Annotated in this window: 13 protein-coding genes; 8 read left to right on the top strand and 5 right to left on the bottom strand. The window is 40.5% G+C overall.

Translation table 11 applies throughout. The features are described 5' to 3' along the window. Positions 1–82 precede the first annotated feature (82 nt). From putP to A6B40_RS04465, 3 genes are all read left to right on the top strand, one after another. Positions 83–1,597, top strand: coding sequence for a sodium/proline symporter PutP (putP, locus tag A6B40_RS04475; RefSeq protein ID WP_176671697.1), 1,515 nt, complete (start codon positions 83–85; stop codon positions 1,595–1,597). A gap of 80 nt (positions 1,598–1,677) precedes the next feature. Further along, positions 1,678–2,838, top strand: coding sequence for an MFS transporter (locus tag A6B40_RS04470; protein WP_176671696.1), 1,161 nt, complete (start codon positions 1,678–1,680; stop codon positions 2,836–2,838). Positions 2,839–3,008: 170 nt separating this feature from the next. Next, positions 3,009–4,418: a cytochrome-c peroxidase gene (locus A6B40_RS04465; RefSeq protein ID WP_176671695.1), complete on the top strand. Its 1,410-nt coding sequence runs from the start codon at positions 3,009–3,011 to the stop codon at positions 4,416–4,418. 63 nt (positions 4,419–4,481) lie between these two features. On the opposite strand, the gene rsmI is transcribed toward A6B40_RS04465, so the two are convergent. Then, positions 4,482–5,354 carry a 16S rRNA (cytidine(1402)-2'-O)-methyltransferase gene (gene rsmI, locus A6B40_RS04460; protein ID WP_176671694.1) on the bottom strand — a complete coding sequence of 291 codons (873 nt, stop codon included), beginning with the start codon at positions 5,352–5,354 and terminating at the stop codon, positions 4,482–4,484. A gap of 74 nt (positions 5,355–5,428) precedes the next feature. On the opposite strand from rsmI, the gene A6B40_RS04455 reads away from it, so the two are divergent. The 5 genes from A6B40_RS04455 to A6B40_RS04435 all read left to right on the top strand — a co-directional run bounded on the left by A6B40_RS04455 (position 5,429) and on the right by A6B40_RS04435 (position 11,390). After that, entirely contained in the window at positions 5,429–7,150 is a 1,722-nt protein-coding gene (locus tag A6B40_RS04455; protein WP_176671693.1) for a penicillin-binding protein activator, read from the top strand. Next, entirely contained in the window at positions 7,125–7,496 is a 372-nt protein-coding gene (locus A6B40_RS04450) for a YraN family protein (RefSeq protein ID WP_176671692.1), read from the top strand. The genes A6B40_RS04455 and A6B40_RS04450 overlap by 26 nt, the downstream gene beginning before the upstream one ends. 6 nt (positions 7,497–7,502) lie before the next feature. After that, positions 7,503–8,087 carry a D-sedoheptulose-7-phosphate isomerase gene (locus A6B40_RS04445; RefSeq protein WP_176671691.1) on the top strand — a complete coding sequence of 195 codons (585 nt, stop codon included), beginning with the start codon at positions 7,503–7,505 and terminating at the stop codon, positions 8,085–8,087. A 9-nt stretch (positions 8,088–8,096) separates the two neighbouring features. Then, on the top strand, positions 8,097–8,687 hold the full coding sequence (gene dolP, locus A6B40_RS04440; RefSeq protein WP_176671690.1) for a division/outer membrane stress-associated lipid-binding lipoprotein: 591 nt from the start codon (positions 8,097–8,099) through the stop codon (positions 8,685–8,687). Positions 8,688–8,786: 99 nt separating this feature from the next. After that, the gene (locus A6B40_RS04435) at positions 8,787–11,390 is read left to right on the top strand and encodes an autotransporter outer membrane beta-barrel domain-containing protein (protein ID WP_176671689.1); all 2,604 of its coding nucleotides are present in this window, start codon (positions 8,787–8,789) and stop codon (positions 11,388–11,390) included. 77 nt (positions 11,391–11,467) lie between these two features. On the opposite strand, the gene argE is transcribed toward A6B40_RS04435, so the two are convergent. The 4 genes from argE to rdgC are packed head-to-tail and all read right to left on the bottom strand — an operon-like array spanning position 11,468 to position 14,957. Beyond that, positions 11,468–12,613, bottom strand: a complete 1,146-nt coding sequence (argE, locus tag A6B40_RS04430) for an acetylornithine deacetylase (protein WP_176671688.1) — start codon at positions 12,611–12,613, stop codon at positions 11,468–11,470. 14 nt (positions 12,614–12,627) lie between these two features. Next, the gene (locus tag A6B40_RS04425) at positions 12,628–13,422 is read right to left on the bottom strand and encodes a DUF998 domain-containing protein (protein WP_176671687.1); all 795 of its coding nucleotides are present in this window, start codon (positions 13,420–13,422) and stop codon (positions 12,628–12,630) included. A gap of 12 nt (positions 13,423–13,434) precedes the next feature. Beyond that, the gene (locus tag A6B40_RS04420; protein WP_176671686.1) at positions 13,435–14,040 is read right to left on the bottom strand and encodes a beta-phosphoglucomutase family hydrolase; all 606 of its coding nucleotides are present in this window, start codon (positions 14,038–14,040) and stop codon (positions 13,435–13,437) included. 8 nt (positions 14,041–14,048) lie between these two features. Then, positions 14,049–14,957, bottom strand: coding sequence for a recombination-associated protein RdgC (gene rdgC, locus A6B40_RS04415; protein WP_176671685.1), 909 nt, complete (start codon positions 14,955–14,957; stop codon positions 14,049–14,051). Positions 14,958–15,018: the final 61 nt, after the last annotated feature.

Here is a 15,018-nt window from a genome sequence, read left to right as displayed (position 1 = left end):
TTGCCATTTTGATTATTTCAGGTAATCTTGCACCCTTTAAAAATTATATTTTATAAAATTAAAATTTTGAGGTTCATTCATAATGTTTGGTTTTGACCCAACAACAATAATGTTTGTTGTTTATATTTTGGGTATGATTGCAATTGGATTTATTGCTTATCGTGTAACAAATAATCTTTCAGACTATATTTTAGGTGGTCGCCGTTTAGGTAGTTTTGTAACAGCATTATCCGCAGGTGCTTCAGATATGTCGGGCTGGTTGCTGATGGGATTGCCCGGTGCAGTCTATGCAGGCGGTTTAATTGAAGCTTGGATTGCAATCGGTTTAACTATCGGTGCTTATCTAAACTGGAAATTAGTAGCAGGCAGATTACGTTCTCACACCGAACATAGCGGCGATGCTTTAACCTTACCCGAATACTTCCACAACCGCTTTGGTGATAAAACGAAATTAATTAAGATTTTATCAGCGGTCATTTTTTTACTCTTTTTTGCAATTTACTGTGCATCAGGCGTAGTAGCCGGTGCGAGAGTATTTGAAAACCTATTTGGCTTACCTTACCACCAAGCAATTTGGTATGGGGCGGTGGCAACCATTCTTTACACCTTTATTGGTGGCTTTTTAGCGGTAAGCTGGACGGATACCATCCAAGCCTCATTAATGGTTTTTGCCTTAATTCTAACGCCTCTGTTTGTAATGTATAACTTAGGTGGTTTTGATGAAATGCAAGCTTTAATCGATCGTGCAGGCGAAATGGCACAAAAAGATTATAACGATATTTTTACCGGCACGAGTATTTTAGCCGTGATTAGCCTAATGGCGTGGGGGCTTGGCTATTTTGGTCAGCCACATATCGTGGTGCGTTTTATGGCAGCGGAAAGTGTGAAATCGCTTGAAAATGCACGCCGTATTAGTATGACATGGATGGTTATTTGCTTGGTAGGAGCGATTGGCATTGGCTATTTCGGTATGGCTTATTTCTTCGGTAATCCGGAACAAGCAAAGAATGTGAGCCAAAACCCGGAACAAATTTTTATTGAATTAGCAAAATTACTATTTAACCCTTGGGTTGCCGGTATTTTATTATCAGCCATTCTTGCTGCTGTAATGAGCACGCTTTCCGCTCAATTACTGATTTGTTCAAGTGCGATTACCGAAGATTTATATAAAGGCATTTTACGCCCGAAAGCGACAGACAAAGAATTAGTGTGGTTAAGCCGTTTAATGGTACTTGCGGTGGCTGCTCTTGCAATTTATATCGCTCAAGATCCGGACAGCAAAGTATTCGGTTTAGTCAGAAATGCATGGGCGGGCTTCGGTTCAGCGTTCGGACCTGTGGTATTACTTTCTCTTTTCTGGAAGCGTATGAACGGTTTTGGGGCAATTGCAGGAATGTTGACAGGAGCGTTAATCGTCCATTTCTGGACAGATATTACACTTAAATTTGCCTTACCTGAAATTTATTCGATGATACCGGGCTTTATTGCTGCAACCGTGATGATTATTGTGGTATCGCTGTTTACGCCAGCACCTAGCAGGGAAGTTCAAGAAACCTTTGAACGTGCAAATAAAGCGTATTTAGATGAAGTAAAATAGCATAAAATAAAAGTGGCTTAGGGAGATCCTTAAGCCACTTTTTTGTAAAAGTTTTATTAAAAACAACCGCTTGTAACATTATGACAAATCTTCTCCTTGCGATTATTTATCTCTGTTTTATCAGTTTAGGCTTGCCTGATGCTATTTTAGGCTCAGCTTGGCCTTCAATGCATCAAGAGCTTGTTGTGCCGCTTTCTTATGCGGGCGTGGTTTCAATGATTATGTCGATTGGGACTATTACCTCAAGCCTGATGTCGGATAAGCTCACCTACCATCTCGGCACAGGCAAAGTGATGGTAATCAGTGTTGCTTTAACTGCTCTCGCATTATGGGGTTTTTCGATAAGTGATTCTTTCTGGGTTTTGTGCCTATGGGCAATTCCTTACGGCTTAGGAGCTGGGGCAGTTGATGCAGCGTTGAATAATTATGTAGCAGTTCATTACGCCAGCCGACATATGAGCTGGCTGCATTGTATGTGGGGCGTAGGAGCATCTATTGGTCCGCATATTTTAGGTATTGCACTCTTGCAAGGTCGAGGCTGGGAAGGTGGCTATTACACGATTTCTCTATTACAAATCGGGCTAACGGTTATCTTATTTTGTTCTCTACCTTTTTGGAAATCTCGCAAGAAAACCGCTGCGGAAATGAATGAAGCCGCAAAACCGGTCAGCCTAAAAGAAGCAATTAAACTACCGGGTGTGAAGTACGGCATTTTAGCCTTTATCGGCTACTGTGGTGTAGAACAAACTGCCGGGCTTTGGGCGAGTAGCTATTTTGTGATGGTAAAAGAGGTTGGCTTAGAACAAGCTGCTGCCTTTGGCAGTATCTTTTTTATCGGCATTACTGTTGGGCGAGGCATTAGCGGCTTTCTCACGTTAAAATTAAATAATCATCAAATGATTAAACTGGGTTTTGGTTTAATTCTGATCGGTATTGCAATGCTTTGTTTACCTTTTGGAAAATATGTAACCCTTGTCAGCTTAATTATTATCGGGCTAGGTTGTGCCCCTATTTTCCCGTGTTTAATCCATTCCACACCTGAATTTTTCGGGGAAGATAAATCTCAGGCAGTAATCGGTATTCAAATGGCAAGTGCCTACGTGGGTGTGCTTTTACTACCACCGCTGTTTGGTTTGATCGCAAACGCTATTTCCATTCAATTATTACCGTTTTATCTGTTAGTAATGCTGACTCTTTTGGTTTATGCCTACCGCAATTTGCGACGAAAAACGGCAAAATAGCCAACACAAGCGGTCGAATTTTGAGATTTTTTTGCACATTTATCGACTATTACCTATTGTTACTATAGTTTAAGTAAATTAAATCTATTGATCCTACTCAAAATATTAGTGGATGTTTTGGCTCATAATAAAATCTCCTGTACCTATTATTGATTATTAAGGGGTTTATTATGAAGAAATATCTATTTTCAGGGCTTGCTTTAGCTGCTATCGGATATTTTGGGTTAGTGGGATACGCAACGTATTTTGATAAAGCGAATTCAGAAAAATTAATGGCGACAACTGCGGCAGAATTACCGCAATCGCATAAATCGGTATTAGGTGTAATGTATAAAAATGGCTGTCAATATTGCCATTCACAGAATGCTGAACTGCCGGGCTACGCGAAATTCCCTATTGCAAATCAAATTATTGCGAGTGATATTGAAACCGGAAATCGTTTTTTCCGTTTAGATCAGATGATTGAAGGAATGAAAGATCCAAGTAAATTATCTGAGGCAGATTTAGCGAAACTTGAGCAAGTTATTCGTAACGATGAGATGCCTGCGGCGAAATATATCCATATTCACTGGGGATCTCGCCCTGATGAAGCAGAACAGAAAGTGATTTTAGATTGGATCGAAGAGCAACGTAAAACACATTTCTTACCAGAAGGGGGGGAAGGCGTAAATGCGAAAAACCTTGTGCAACCTATTCCAAACAGCTTACCAACCAACCCTAAAAAAGTGGCATTGGGTAAAGATCTTTACTTAGATGGTCGTTTATCGGCAGATGGTTCTATCAGTTGCCACTCTTGCCACTTACTAGCACAAGCCGGCGTAGATAATTTACCGGTAGCGGAAGGGATTCACGGACTAAAAGGTGGCATTAATGCTCCAACCGTATTTAATGCCGCATTAAACAAATGGCAATTCTGGGACGGGCGTGCGAAAACGCTTGCCGATCAAGCAAGCGGTCCACCAACCAATCCTGTCGAAATGGGATCGAAGAGCTGGGACGAAATTGTAGCGAAATTTGATAAAGATGAAGAGTTCAAAAAACGTTTCTTTGAAGTTTATCCACAGATTTCCGAAGCAAATCTAACTGATGCAATCGGTGAATTTGAGAAAACCTTATTAACTCCAAATAGTGCGTTCGATAAGTTCTTAAAAGGTGATGAAAATGCCTTAACGGCGGAGCAAAAACGAGGCTACGAACATTTCAAAAATGCAAAATGTGATACTTGCCACACCGGTAGCTTAATGGGCGGGCAATCCTTTGAATATATGGGCTTGTATGGCGATTACTTTAAAGATCGTGGCACGGCAATGACTGATGCGGATCAAGGTCGTTATGCTCATACTAAAGATCCGCACGATATGCACCGTTTCAAAGTACCAACTTTGCGTAATGTTGCTTTGACCGCACCTTATATGCACGATGCCGGTGCAAAAGACTTAAAAGAAGCGGTGCGTATTATGGGCAAATATCAAAGCAATAAAAACTTCACGGATACAGAGTTAAACGAAATTGTCTCATTCCTTGAGTCTTTAACCGGGGAATACGAAGGTAAGTTACTCACTAATGAAAAAATGAAGTAATTATTGCAAACTGACAAGCGGTAATATTTTGCAAATTTTTTACCAAATATTACCGCTTGTAACCTATTCAAAATGCTCTAAACCATACTGATACAACGCATTTTTCTTATAACCAAAAGTTTCTGCCACAATCGCTGCCGCTTTTTTCAGTGGCAATTCTTGGCAGAGGAGTTCAAGCAGTTTGATTGCTTGGCTGGAAAATTCTTCCTCAAGATTTTGCTGTTTTCCTTCAACAATCAGCACAATCTCGCCTTTAATGCGGTTGCTGTCTTCATTTAGCCATTCAATTAAATTGCCGAGTTGCTCGCCGTGAATGGTTTCCCACGTTTTAGTAATTTCACGAGCCATCACCACATAACGCTCTTCGCCAAAGACCTGCTTCATATCTGCCAAGGTGTCTAAAATGCGATGGGTGGATTCATAAAAAATCAACGTGCGAGGCTCATTTTCTAATTCCGCTAATTTATCGCAACGAGCCTTTGTTTTAGCAGGTAAGAACCCTTCAAAACAGAAACGGTCTGATGCTATGCCGGAGGCACAAAGTGCGGTTACAGCGGCACAAGCCCCCGGCACCGGTACCACTTTTAACCCTGCTTGGCGGCAGTGGCGAACGAGGTGGAAACCGGGGTCGCTAATTAGTGGTGTGCCGGCATCTGAAATTAAGGCGATATTTTCGCCTTTTGCTAATTTTTCCACTAAAACGACCGCTTTCTGCTGTTCATTGTGGTCGTGCAGGGCAAAAAACGGCTTTTTGATGCCGTAATGACTAAGCAGTAAGCCACTGTGGCGAGTGTCTTCTGCGGCAATTAAATCAACTGTAGCGAAAGTGTCTAATGCCCGCTGAGTAATATCGCCCAGATTACCGATTGGCGTGGCAACAATATAGAGCGTTCCGTAGTCAGGATTGATCTCTGTTGAATTTTGTCTGTTTTTCATTTGCTTTTAGCTCATTTGATAAGTAAGATTTCATCATTAAATTTAGCACATTATATTCTATCGAGGAAAATACAATGGCAACTATTTTAAACCAAACAATGAAAAAGGCATTTGTGCCAACTGCAATTGCATTATTCATTTCTGCCTGTACATCGGTAAACCCAATCACCGAATCCATCAAAGATGAGGCTTATTCAAGCTCAGAGTTCTATATCAATAAAGCCGATCAAACTAAAGCTAAAGAAGATAAAATTTCATACCAGCTTCTCGCTGTGCGTAAATTAATTGATGAAAACAAAGAATATGAAGCACAAAATACCTTTAGTGAAATTCAAGTAGCTGAAATGAATGAAGTACAGAAATTAGAGTATGCGTTAGTTTCTGCACAGCTTGCGGCTTTACAAGGTAAAAATGAAATAGCGATTAGCCAATTAAAAGCGGTTCAACCATCTTTATTAAGTCCTGCACAGCGTTTACGTTATATTCAAACGCAAGCTCGTATTGCAGCAAATCAGAATGACGCAATTGGTATTGTACGTGCGAGATCACAATTAAACGGCTATTTCCGAATGAACCGCGAACGTCAAGAGAATAATGATATTATTTGGCAAACCTTGCGTGATGCTAATCGTGGTATGCTTGAAAGAACCGTGCCTGAAGCTGGCGAAATGGAGCTTGCGGGTTGGTTGGCGTTAATTAATATTTATAACCAAAATGTAACTACGCCTGCTCAAATGCCACAGGCAATTAATAATTGGAAAAACCAATATCCAAACCACAGCGCGGTTACGGTTATGCCAAGTGAATTGCAAGGGGTAAATAACTTCCAGCAAACACAATTAAATAGCGTTGCATTGTTATTACCGCTCAGTGGCGATGCTCAAATTTTAGGTGATATTATTCAGCGCGGTTTTAATGATGCGAAAGCAGATGACCCGACAGCAGTTCAGACGTTTGATACAGGCTCATCTGATGTAAATTCATTAATTACCCAAGCAAAACAACAAGGGGCAAATATTATTGTTGGACCGTTGCTGAAATCTCGGGTAGATGAAATGCTATTGAGCCCAGAAATTCAAAATATTAACGTGTTAGCACTAAATGCAACGGAAAACGCACGCAATATTGCTCAAGTCTGTTACTACGGCTTATCGCCGGAGTCTGAAGCTCAAGCAGGGGCGGAAAAAATGTACCGTGATGGTCATCGAGTGGCTATCGTTGCAGCCCCACAAGATGATTTTGGTAATCGCTCAGCAGAAGCTTTTGCAAAACGTTGGCGTCAGCTAAGTGGCACTGATGCTGATGTGCGTTATTACAACCAACCGCTTGATTCTGTTGCATCTATTCAAAATGCAGGCGTAACTAAAGCCGGTTTGTATGTATTAGGCGGTGCAGAACAAGTGGTAGAAATTAAACAAGCTATTGATAGTTCTAATTTAAAAGAACGCTTAGCCATTTATACTTCATCGCGCAGTAACTCGCCAAATAATGGCATTGATTTCTATACGGCAATGGAAGGTGTAAAATTTAGTGAAGTGCCGTTATTGGCAGATACTACTTCAAATGAATACCAAAAAGCAGAAAATTTAGCCAATAGTGATTTCTCAATGATGCGTTTATATGCAATGGGAGCTGATGCGTGGTCGCTTGCTACGAAGTTTAACGAGTTCCGTCATATTCCGGGCTATAAAATTTCAGGTTTAACCGGAGAATTGAAAGCCGGACAAAATTGTAATATTGAACGTAGTTTATCTTGGTTGCAATATCAAAATGGGGCTATTCAACAGGCTTATTAATAAACGAGAACAAGGCTCTTTTTATGAACAAAAAGCCCGAGTGTTTTTAGAACAGCAAGGGCTTCGTTTTGTTGCCGCTAACCAACATTTTAAAGGCGGAGAGCTGGATTTGATTATGCAAGACGGACAAACGATTGTTTTTGTCGAAGTTCGTCAGCGTAAAAGTGATCGTTATGGTTCGGCAGTTGAAAGCATTGATTACCGAAAACAACAAAAATGGCAAAATGCGGCGAATATGTGGCTACTCAAACAACATCAAAGTTTAGAAACTGCAAATTGCCGCTTTGATGTGGTTGCTTTTGATGGAAGCCAATCCCCATTATGGATTCCTAACTTTTTAGGTTAGATTAAGATGTTAAATAAAATCCAGGATAGATTTACCGAAAGTATACAAACCCAAATTTCTGCAGCAGAATTATTGCCGACTAAATTGAGTGAAGCAGCAAACCGCATTGTGGCGTGTTTATTGCGTGGCGATAAAGTGATTGTGTGCGGGCACGGGCGTTCTTACGGCAATGCGGCTCTGCTGGTTAGCCACTTAATTCATCGCTATGAGCTGGCAAGACCGAGCTTTTCTGCGGTGCAATTACAAATTAACGGCATATTAGCCGGCGTTTTTGCACAAGATAATGAGCTAGATTCAATTTATAAAAAACAATTACAAGCGGTTGCAAAAGAGGGTGATCTCTTCATTGTTTTTTCGCCTGTGGGAAATGAAGAGTGTATATTGCAAGCCATTCATACGGCTAAAAATCAACATTTAGATTTAGATATTATTGCTTTAACAGGAAGTAATAATGACCACACACTCGGGTTATTAGATGAAAGTGATATTGAAATTTCAGCTCCCTCAACCAATGAGTTGAGAGTGATTGAAAGCCATCATTTTTATACTAATTTACTCTGTGAACTTATCGACCATTTACTTTTCTCGTAAGGAGAGATTATGACGTATTTAGCAAAAAAACTGCTTAAAGCAGGTTTACTCACTTTAGGCTTCCTGTCTTTACAAGGCTGTATTACCACCGCAGTAGTAACTTCAGCAGCAGTGGCAACCAAAGTGGCTACTGACCCACGCTCAACAGGCACACAGGTTGATGATGAAATTTTAGAAGAAAAAGTGGCTTACAACATCAATAAAGACGAACAAATTAAACAAGAAGCCCGCATTAATGTAGTGGCTTACAACGGTAAGGTGTTATTAATTGGTCAAGCACCAAGTATGGATGTAGTGGAAAATGCTAAAAACCTCGCCGCAGGAGCAGAAGGGGTAACGGAAATTTATAACGAAATCCGACAAGGCGAAAAAATCGGCTTTGGACAGATTACACAAGATAGCTGGATTACCACTCAAGTTAAATCTAAGCTATTAGTGAATGGCGAAGTAAAAGCAACAGAAGTAAAAGTGGTTACCGAAAACAGCGAAGTCTTCCTAATGGGAAAAGTGAGCCAAGCTCAGGCCGATGCAGCAGCAGAAGCGGCTCGCAACGTGAGTGGTGTAACAAAAGTTGTTAAAGTATTTAGCTATGCACAATAATTGATAAGGCGAACCTAAGGGTTCGCCTTATTTCGTTGATTTGCAAATTTTTAGGGAAATTTGACCGCTTGTTTTACTAATAGAATAGGAATAAACAATATGAAAAAGACAACATTATTTAAATTAAGTGCATTAAGTCTTGCATTAGCAGGGCAATATGCTCACGCAGATGTAGTTAATCATACTTGCACGGTAAGTTCAGATTGTTATTACTCAACATTACATTCTGGTATTACGACAGCTGATGGTAAGACTAACACCGAATATTATTGGTATCTTAATTCTACTAAATTAGGTAAGCACAATGATGATCTAGAGGCTTCGGTTACTCCTCAGCACTACCAAAATATCCCTTCACCTGATGATGATATTCGTGGTTCTAATTCTTTAATTGGGATTGGTAATTCTGATAGAGATGCTTTCTCCCTTGCTGAAATAGAGTACAAAAGAAAAGCTAGTCTATATATTCCATCAGGCACGACAGCAACTGTTGCTAATAGTGGTTATCACAATGCTAATGTTGTATCTATTAGAAATGCGAATGCTAAGATTGATTCAGGTGTTAGATTACAAGCAGGAGAATCAGAAGATGAAAAAACGCTACTGATAGCTATTGATGTATCTGGTGAAAGCAATGTAACAACTTCTGCAGATGTGATATTAAAGAGTAGAGACTCTGTCGGTATTTGGGGAAGTGATAGTTCAACGGTAACAGCTAAAAATCATAAAATTGAATTATCGCCTGAATCATCGGGGGTTTTAGCTCGTGATAGTGCAAGGGTAGTATTAGAAAATGTAAATATCACTGGCTCTAAAGCATTACAATATGCGTTAGAAACAAGGGAATCGGGAAGTTCCATTGAGTTTAATCGGGGTTCTATTGATTTAACGAATGATATTCTAACTATGGCTGCTAGTTTAGGTACAGGAAAAATAGACATTAATCATAGTAGTTTAAATGCAAATTATGCTGTAATTTCTGACGCATATTGGTACGAAGACGATGATTATATTGCTAGTCATGGGGTAATAAATATCAACCATAGTAATGTGACTGGTAGAGAATTATTTGTGGCTGTGAATACCGATGAAGATACAGAGCCGCTTTCTCGTGATCATTCTACCACCGTGAATGTGGAGAGCAGTAAGATCTCAGGTAGAGTTGCGAATATTAGAGATGCTTCGGATGAAAACGACGACAACGAATTAGATATTCACATTGATACGAAAGCTAATACTAATGTTGATCTTACAATGAAAAACAGCCAATGGACGGTAAATGGCGATAGCCATTTAAATGGGCTTGCAATGGCAAATTCCACAACCTCATTGCAAAAAACAGGTAATCAATTTCAAACTTTAACGATTACGGATTATTTGATCGGCAACGGCCATTTCGATCTAAACACCGATCTTGCTAACCAAAAATCCGATAAAATTGTGGTAAAAGGCGATGATAGCGGTAATTTCACATTGGGAATTAAAGATAGCGGAAATGAGCCAAATGCTGCGAATGGTAAAGTTACTTTAGTTGAAACGCAAACGGGTCAAGCTCAATTTAGTTTGAAAGATCGTGATTATGTTGATGCGGGAGCATATCGTTACCGTCTAAACAAAGAGGGAACAAATTGGGTATTGGCAAACCGCCAAGCTGAATCTGTTAAAGATAACTCAGTTCAGCCTACGCCTCCTGCTAAGCCTGTAACACCAGCACCTACTGAACCAACTCAGCCAGTTGTTCAGCTAAAACCTGTCACTTCAACTCCACCAGTTGTTGTTCAACCAACACAACCTCAACCAATACAGCCTAGCCAGCCTGCTTCTCCTGGGTTGAAAGCTTTAAGTGAGAAAACAAACGCTCTTGTCTCTCTCCGCCAAGCTCAAGGCGTATTGCTTAGCCAAAATTTACAAGGTATTCATCAACGTTTAGGCGAATTGAAAACTGATAAAGTTAGCAATGTGTGGGTAAAAAATAACAATAGCCGTAGTGAAGCCAAAGCCCAAAATGTAGCGGTAGATAGCCGATCTTCAGGTTTTGAAATGGATTCTCACAGCTTGCAAATTGGGGCGGATCGTGCCATTAATGACAATCTTCGTTTAGGTGGATTTGTCGGTGCAAGCCGTGCTGATGTGGATTTTAATAGTGAATATGGCAAAGGCAAGTTACGCTCACAAGCGGTCGGTTTATATGCAACTTTTGCAAATGAACAAGGCTGGTATCTGGATAACATCGCCAAATATGAACGTTTAACCACAAAATTTGTTGATGAGAAACGTAAATATAATGCGTTTAGTCTTTCCAGCGAAATCGGCAAACGTTTTGCGCTGAGCAACGATTGGAGCGTTACACCACAAGCTCAGCTTGCCTACCATACCATTAACGGCAAAGCTGATGAGAGCCGTTTAAATCTATTTACTGCTCGTGCAGGTGTGCGTGTAGCAAAAGACGTTGCGCTGAATAGTGGTTGGAATCTACAAACTTATGCGGAAGTGAATGCGATTGCGGAAAAAGCAAATAATGCGAAAGTGCGAGTGAATCAATATCAATTTGATGTGGCAGAAAATAAAGGCAGAGTACAAAGTGCATTAGGTTTAACCGCAGGCAACAGTAACCACCGCTTAGGCTTAGAGGCTTCGGTTACTTCGGGTAGCAAATTTAAACAACCACTTAGCGTATTAGCGAATTATCGTTATCAGTGGTAATAATTTGCAAAAAATCGGGTAAATTCTACCGCTTGTAAAAACGTAGGGGCAAATTGCAATTTGCCCCTATTTTCATCTTATCGGCAGAAATGATAAATCAACTTCGTTAATAGCTCTTTTGTCGGTTCAATATATTTGGTTTCTAAAAATTCATCAGGCTGATGGGCTTGTTCAATCGAGCCCGGCCCTAGCACAAGCGTTGGGCAGAGTTGCTGAATAAATGGAGCTTCGGTGCAGTAATTTACCGCATCGCATTTTTCGCCTAATAGCTTTTCAACTACTTGTACAATTTGAGCAGAGTGTTCGCATTCATAGCCGGGAATGCCGTCGTGAATTGGGCGGATTTCAATTAAATCGCCATATTGTTCAAGCATTGGTTTTAAGTATTCATCAACCATTGCGTATAAATCGGCTAACGGCATATTTGGCAATGGTCGCATATCAAACTGTAGTTCGCAGCAAGCACAAATGCGGTTAATCGCATCGCCGCCGTGAATGTTGCCGAAATTCATTGTCGGGTGCGTGACTTGGAACAGCGGATTATGATATTTTTCTTTCAGGTCATCACGCATTTTCATCAAATAACCGATAGATTCGTGCATTAGCTCAATGGCATTAATGCCTTTGCTAGGATCGCTTGAGTGTCCGCTTCTGCCTGTAATTCTGACCGATTCTCCCATATGCCCTTTGTGAGCTCGAATCGGTTTAAGCGAAGTTGGCTCGCCGATAATCGCACAATCCGGGCGAATGTGGGTATGCTGTGCGAAGGTTTTTGCCCCAAGCATCGTGGTTTCTTCATCGGCTGTGGCTAAAATGTGAATCGGCTTTTTGATTTGCGATAAGTCAATTTGGCTGACTACGTCCACTACGAAAGCAAAAAAGCCTTTCATATCTGCTGTGCCTAAGCCGTAAAGTTTGCCGTTTTGTTCGGTAAGTTTAAATGGGTTGAATGTCCATTTACCATCATCAAATGGCACTGTGTCGGTGTGTCCTGCTAGCAATAATCCGCCCTCGCCCTCCCCATAGGTGGCAAGCAAATTGTATTTATTGCGGCTGCCTTCAACTGCTAAAATTTCGGTTTTAAAGCCAAAGTCTGCCAGCCAAGTAGCGAGCAATTCAATTAATGCACGGTTCGATAAATCGTTTTCTGCCACCAAGCTGGAAATCGTTGGTAGTTCAATAAGTTGTGCATAGCGAGCAGTAAAAGGAATGTTGTGTTTCATAGCGTATCCTGTTTTTATTCTATATGTTGTGTTAATGAGGGAATCTTTCTTAATCGTTTAATAATGGCAAAACCAGCTAAAATTTCCCACATCATAATAGTGTAAATGCCTGCTCGTTCAATTAACGGGCTGAAAATAGTCGGTAAGAACATTGTAATTAAAATACAAACTGCCCCGATAATGCCTGCCGTAATGCTAAAACGTTTGAAAAAACGCATTGTTGGGTGGTAAATATCTAGCCCTGCGATAATCAAAGTTAAGTTACCAATTAAAAAAGTGATGCTTGCCCCTAGATTGTAAATACCAAATTCGCTGCGTGAGGTGGGTTGAATACCCGAAATTAACGAGCACCCAATTGCAAAACCGAGTGCTAAAACTAAGCCGATAACACGCAGCTTATTGTGGGTAATGTGGGTAATGCCGATTGCATAAATAAAGAAAAAAACGACCGCTTGTAGCACAAACATTGAACGCATTACGATTGAAAGCGGCGAGAGTTCGGTAATCTTTCCATCAATCATTGTGCCAGCAGATACAAGTAATTCTAAGGTACTGTGGTGGAAATAGGTGGTAAGTGATCTTTCACTGAATAAAATTGTAAAATGTTCTGCCACTAAATAGAATAGCCCGCTAAAGCTAGAGAAAATAGCGGTAATAAAAACTAAAAATGCACAGCTTTTGCGAAAGCAAGGGTGCATTAAAAAAGGGTAAAATCTCACCCCAAATGAACCGCTTGTAAAGTAGTTTTCCACCGCTTTTGAAATTGCGATTAATTTTTGTACGAAGTTTTTAATCCACTCTGTTTTCATAACAACCTTTCATTAACGAGTTGCGTGGGTTAATGTATGGGTTCGCACATCGAACACGTCCATTCCACCGCTAAGAGCGGCTTGCACGCCTAAATCGGCATCTTCAAAGACTAAGCAACGATGAGCAGGCACACCCAGTTTTTCAGCACATTTTAAAAATGTTTCAGGATCTGGCTTATGGTTGCTCACATCATCAGAATCCACAATTACCGAAACATAATGGCGTAAATTAAATTTTTCGTCTAATAAATTTACCATTGCTCGATGTGAGCCTGTGCCGATTGCCATTGGTTTTTTGCCGAAATTGGCTTTTATGATGTCAAAGGCAGGCAGTAACGTGGCATTTTCAGGAATTAATTCCATACCAAGTTGGCGTTTTAATTTAACCACTTCATCGAAATAATGCTCGGGCATATTAGCACGCTTCATTGTTTCTCGAGCAATAACAAAGGTGGTTGAACCGCTGAGTTCAAACATTGCCTCTGAAGTTAAAGGATAGTCTAATAACTCGCCTACTTGCTCCCACGCTTTGGCGTGGCTTGGCATTGTGTCAATTAATGTGCCGTCCATATCAAAAATGAGGGCATCATATTGGTCGATAATAGCTTGATCTAACATTGCTTTCCTTAAATTCTGGCTTTAAGTCCACCAAATTCTTCAATCATTTTGGCAGTAAAGGTTTTTAGTTCTTCCGTCATCAGTAAGAAATCGGCATCAAAACGCTGGGCGACATCTTCTTTAAGAATATCATCATTTTTCTCACGCACTTCATCAGCAAATTTAAGGCGAGAAAGCGTGGCGTCTTCATTGAGAACGCAAGAAAAATGGGCTTCCCACTCAATTGCAAGTTTTGTGATAAATTTGCCCGCTTGTAAATGCTGGGCGATTTCCTCTGTTTCCAAATATTGGCGTTTGCAGCGGATAACGCTGTCGGTATCGAAGGATTTCAGCTCGGCTTCTTCCAGTAAGTTCAACCAACTTGGGGTGTGCCCTTTTGCAATCCAGTTTGTCATTACTTCTTCAGGCGGTAGTGTGAATGAAATCGGCACAACAGGTAATGAGCCAAGTGTCTTACGCAGTAAGGCGAGCGTATCTTCCGCTCGTTTGCTTGAGGCTGCATCAACATAAACTAATTGATTGTCTAAATCCAACCAAATAGCGGTAAATTGATGTTTACTAAAGGCACGGGGTAAAAGGTTCGATACCACCTGATCTTTTACCGCTTGCTTCTCGGTTTTCTTGAGCTTGCGAGCCTCTTTTTCTTCCAGTTCTGCAATGCGTTGCTCGGTTTCGGCTTTAACAACATTAGCAGGCAGTAATTTATCTTCTCTGTGTGAAACCAGCAAAAATTGATTACCTTGTGAAAAATGAAGTAAATCAGAGCCTTTCAACGGGCTAGACCAGCCGAATTTACTCATATCAAATTGAGTGCAAGGCGTGAATTTTGTCTCTTGCTGTAAATCATCAAGGCTTTTGCTATCAAGCGAAAGCTCGCTGGTTAATTTATAAATCATCACATTTTTGAAGAAAACCATTTTTGACTGTCCTTTTAGAGAAATCTTTTAAGGTGTAGAATAGGGTATTTTAACAGAGCCA

This window comes from Mannheimia varigena (assembly GCF_013377235.1).
In the GTDB taxonomy this organism is placed as follows: Bacteria; Pseudomonadota; Gammaproteobacteria; order Enterobacterales; family Pasteurellaceae; genus Mannheimia; species Mannheimia varigena.
Note: the sequence above shows the minus strand (reverse complement) of the source record. Positions and strands in the feature narration are given on the sequence as shown.

Coding starts and splice junctions, on each gene's coding strand:
- putP (WP_176671697.1), top strand. CDS start 83: ATGTTTGGTTTTGACCCAACAACAATAATGTTTGTTGTTTATATTTTG.
- A6B40_RS04470 (WP_176671696.1), top strand. CDS start 1,678: ATGACAAATCTTCTCCTTGCGATTATTTATCTCTGTTTTATCAGTTTA.
- A6B40_RS04465 (WP_176671695.1), top strand. CDS start 3,009: ATGAAGAAATATCTATTTTCAGGGCTTGCTTTAGCTGCTATCGGATAT.
- rsmI (WP_176671694.1), bottom strand. CDS start 5,354: ATGAAAAACAGACAAAATTCAACAGAGATCAATCCTGACTACGGAACG.
- A6B40_RS04455 (WP_176671693.1), top strand. CDS start 5,429: ATGGCAACTATTTTAAACCAAACAATGAAAAAGGCATTTGTGCCAACT.
- A6B40_RS04450 (WP_176671692.1), top strand. CDS start 7,125: ATGGGGCTATTCAACAGGCTTATTAATAAACGAGAACAAGGCTCTTTT.
- A6B40_RS04445 (WP_176671691.1), top strand. CDS start 7,503: ATGTTAAATAAAATCCAGGATAGATTTACCGAAAGTATACAAACCCAA.
- dolP (WP_176671690.1), top strand. CDS start 8,097: ATGACGTATTTAGCAAAAAAACTGCTTAAAGCAGGTTTACTCACTTTA.
- A6B40_RS04435 (WP_176671689.1), top strand. CDS start 8,787: ATGAAAAAGACAACATTATTTAAATTAAGTGCATTAAGTCTTGCATTA.
- argE (WP_176671688.1), bottom strand. CDS start 12,613: ATGAAACACAACATTCCTTTTACTGCTCGCTATGCACAACTTATTGAA.
- A6B40_RS04425 (WP_176671687.1), bottom strand. CDS start 13,422: ATGAAAACAGAGTGGATTAAAAACTTCGTACAAAAATTAATCGCAATT.
- A6B40_RS04420 (WP_176671686.1), bottom strand. CDS start 14,040: ATGTTAGATCAAGCTATTATCGACCAATATGATGCCCTCATTTTTGAT.
- rdgC (WP_176671685.1), bottom strand. CDS start 14,957: ATGGTTTTCTTCAAAAATGTGATGATTTATAAATTAACCAGCGAGCTT.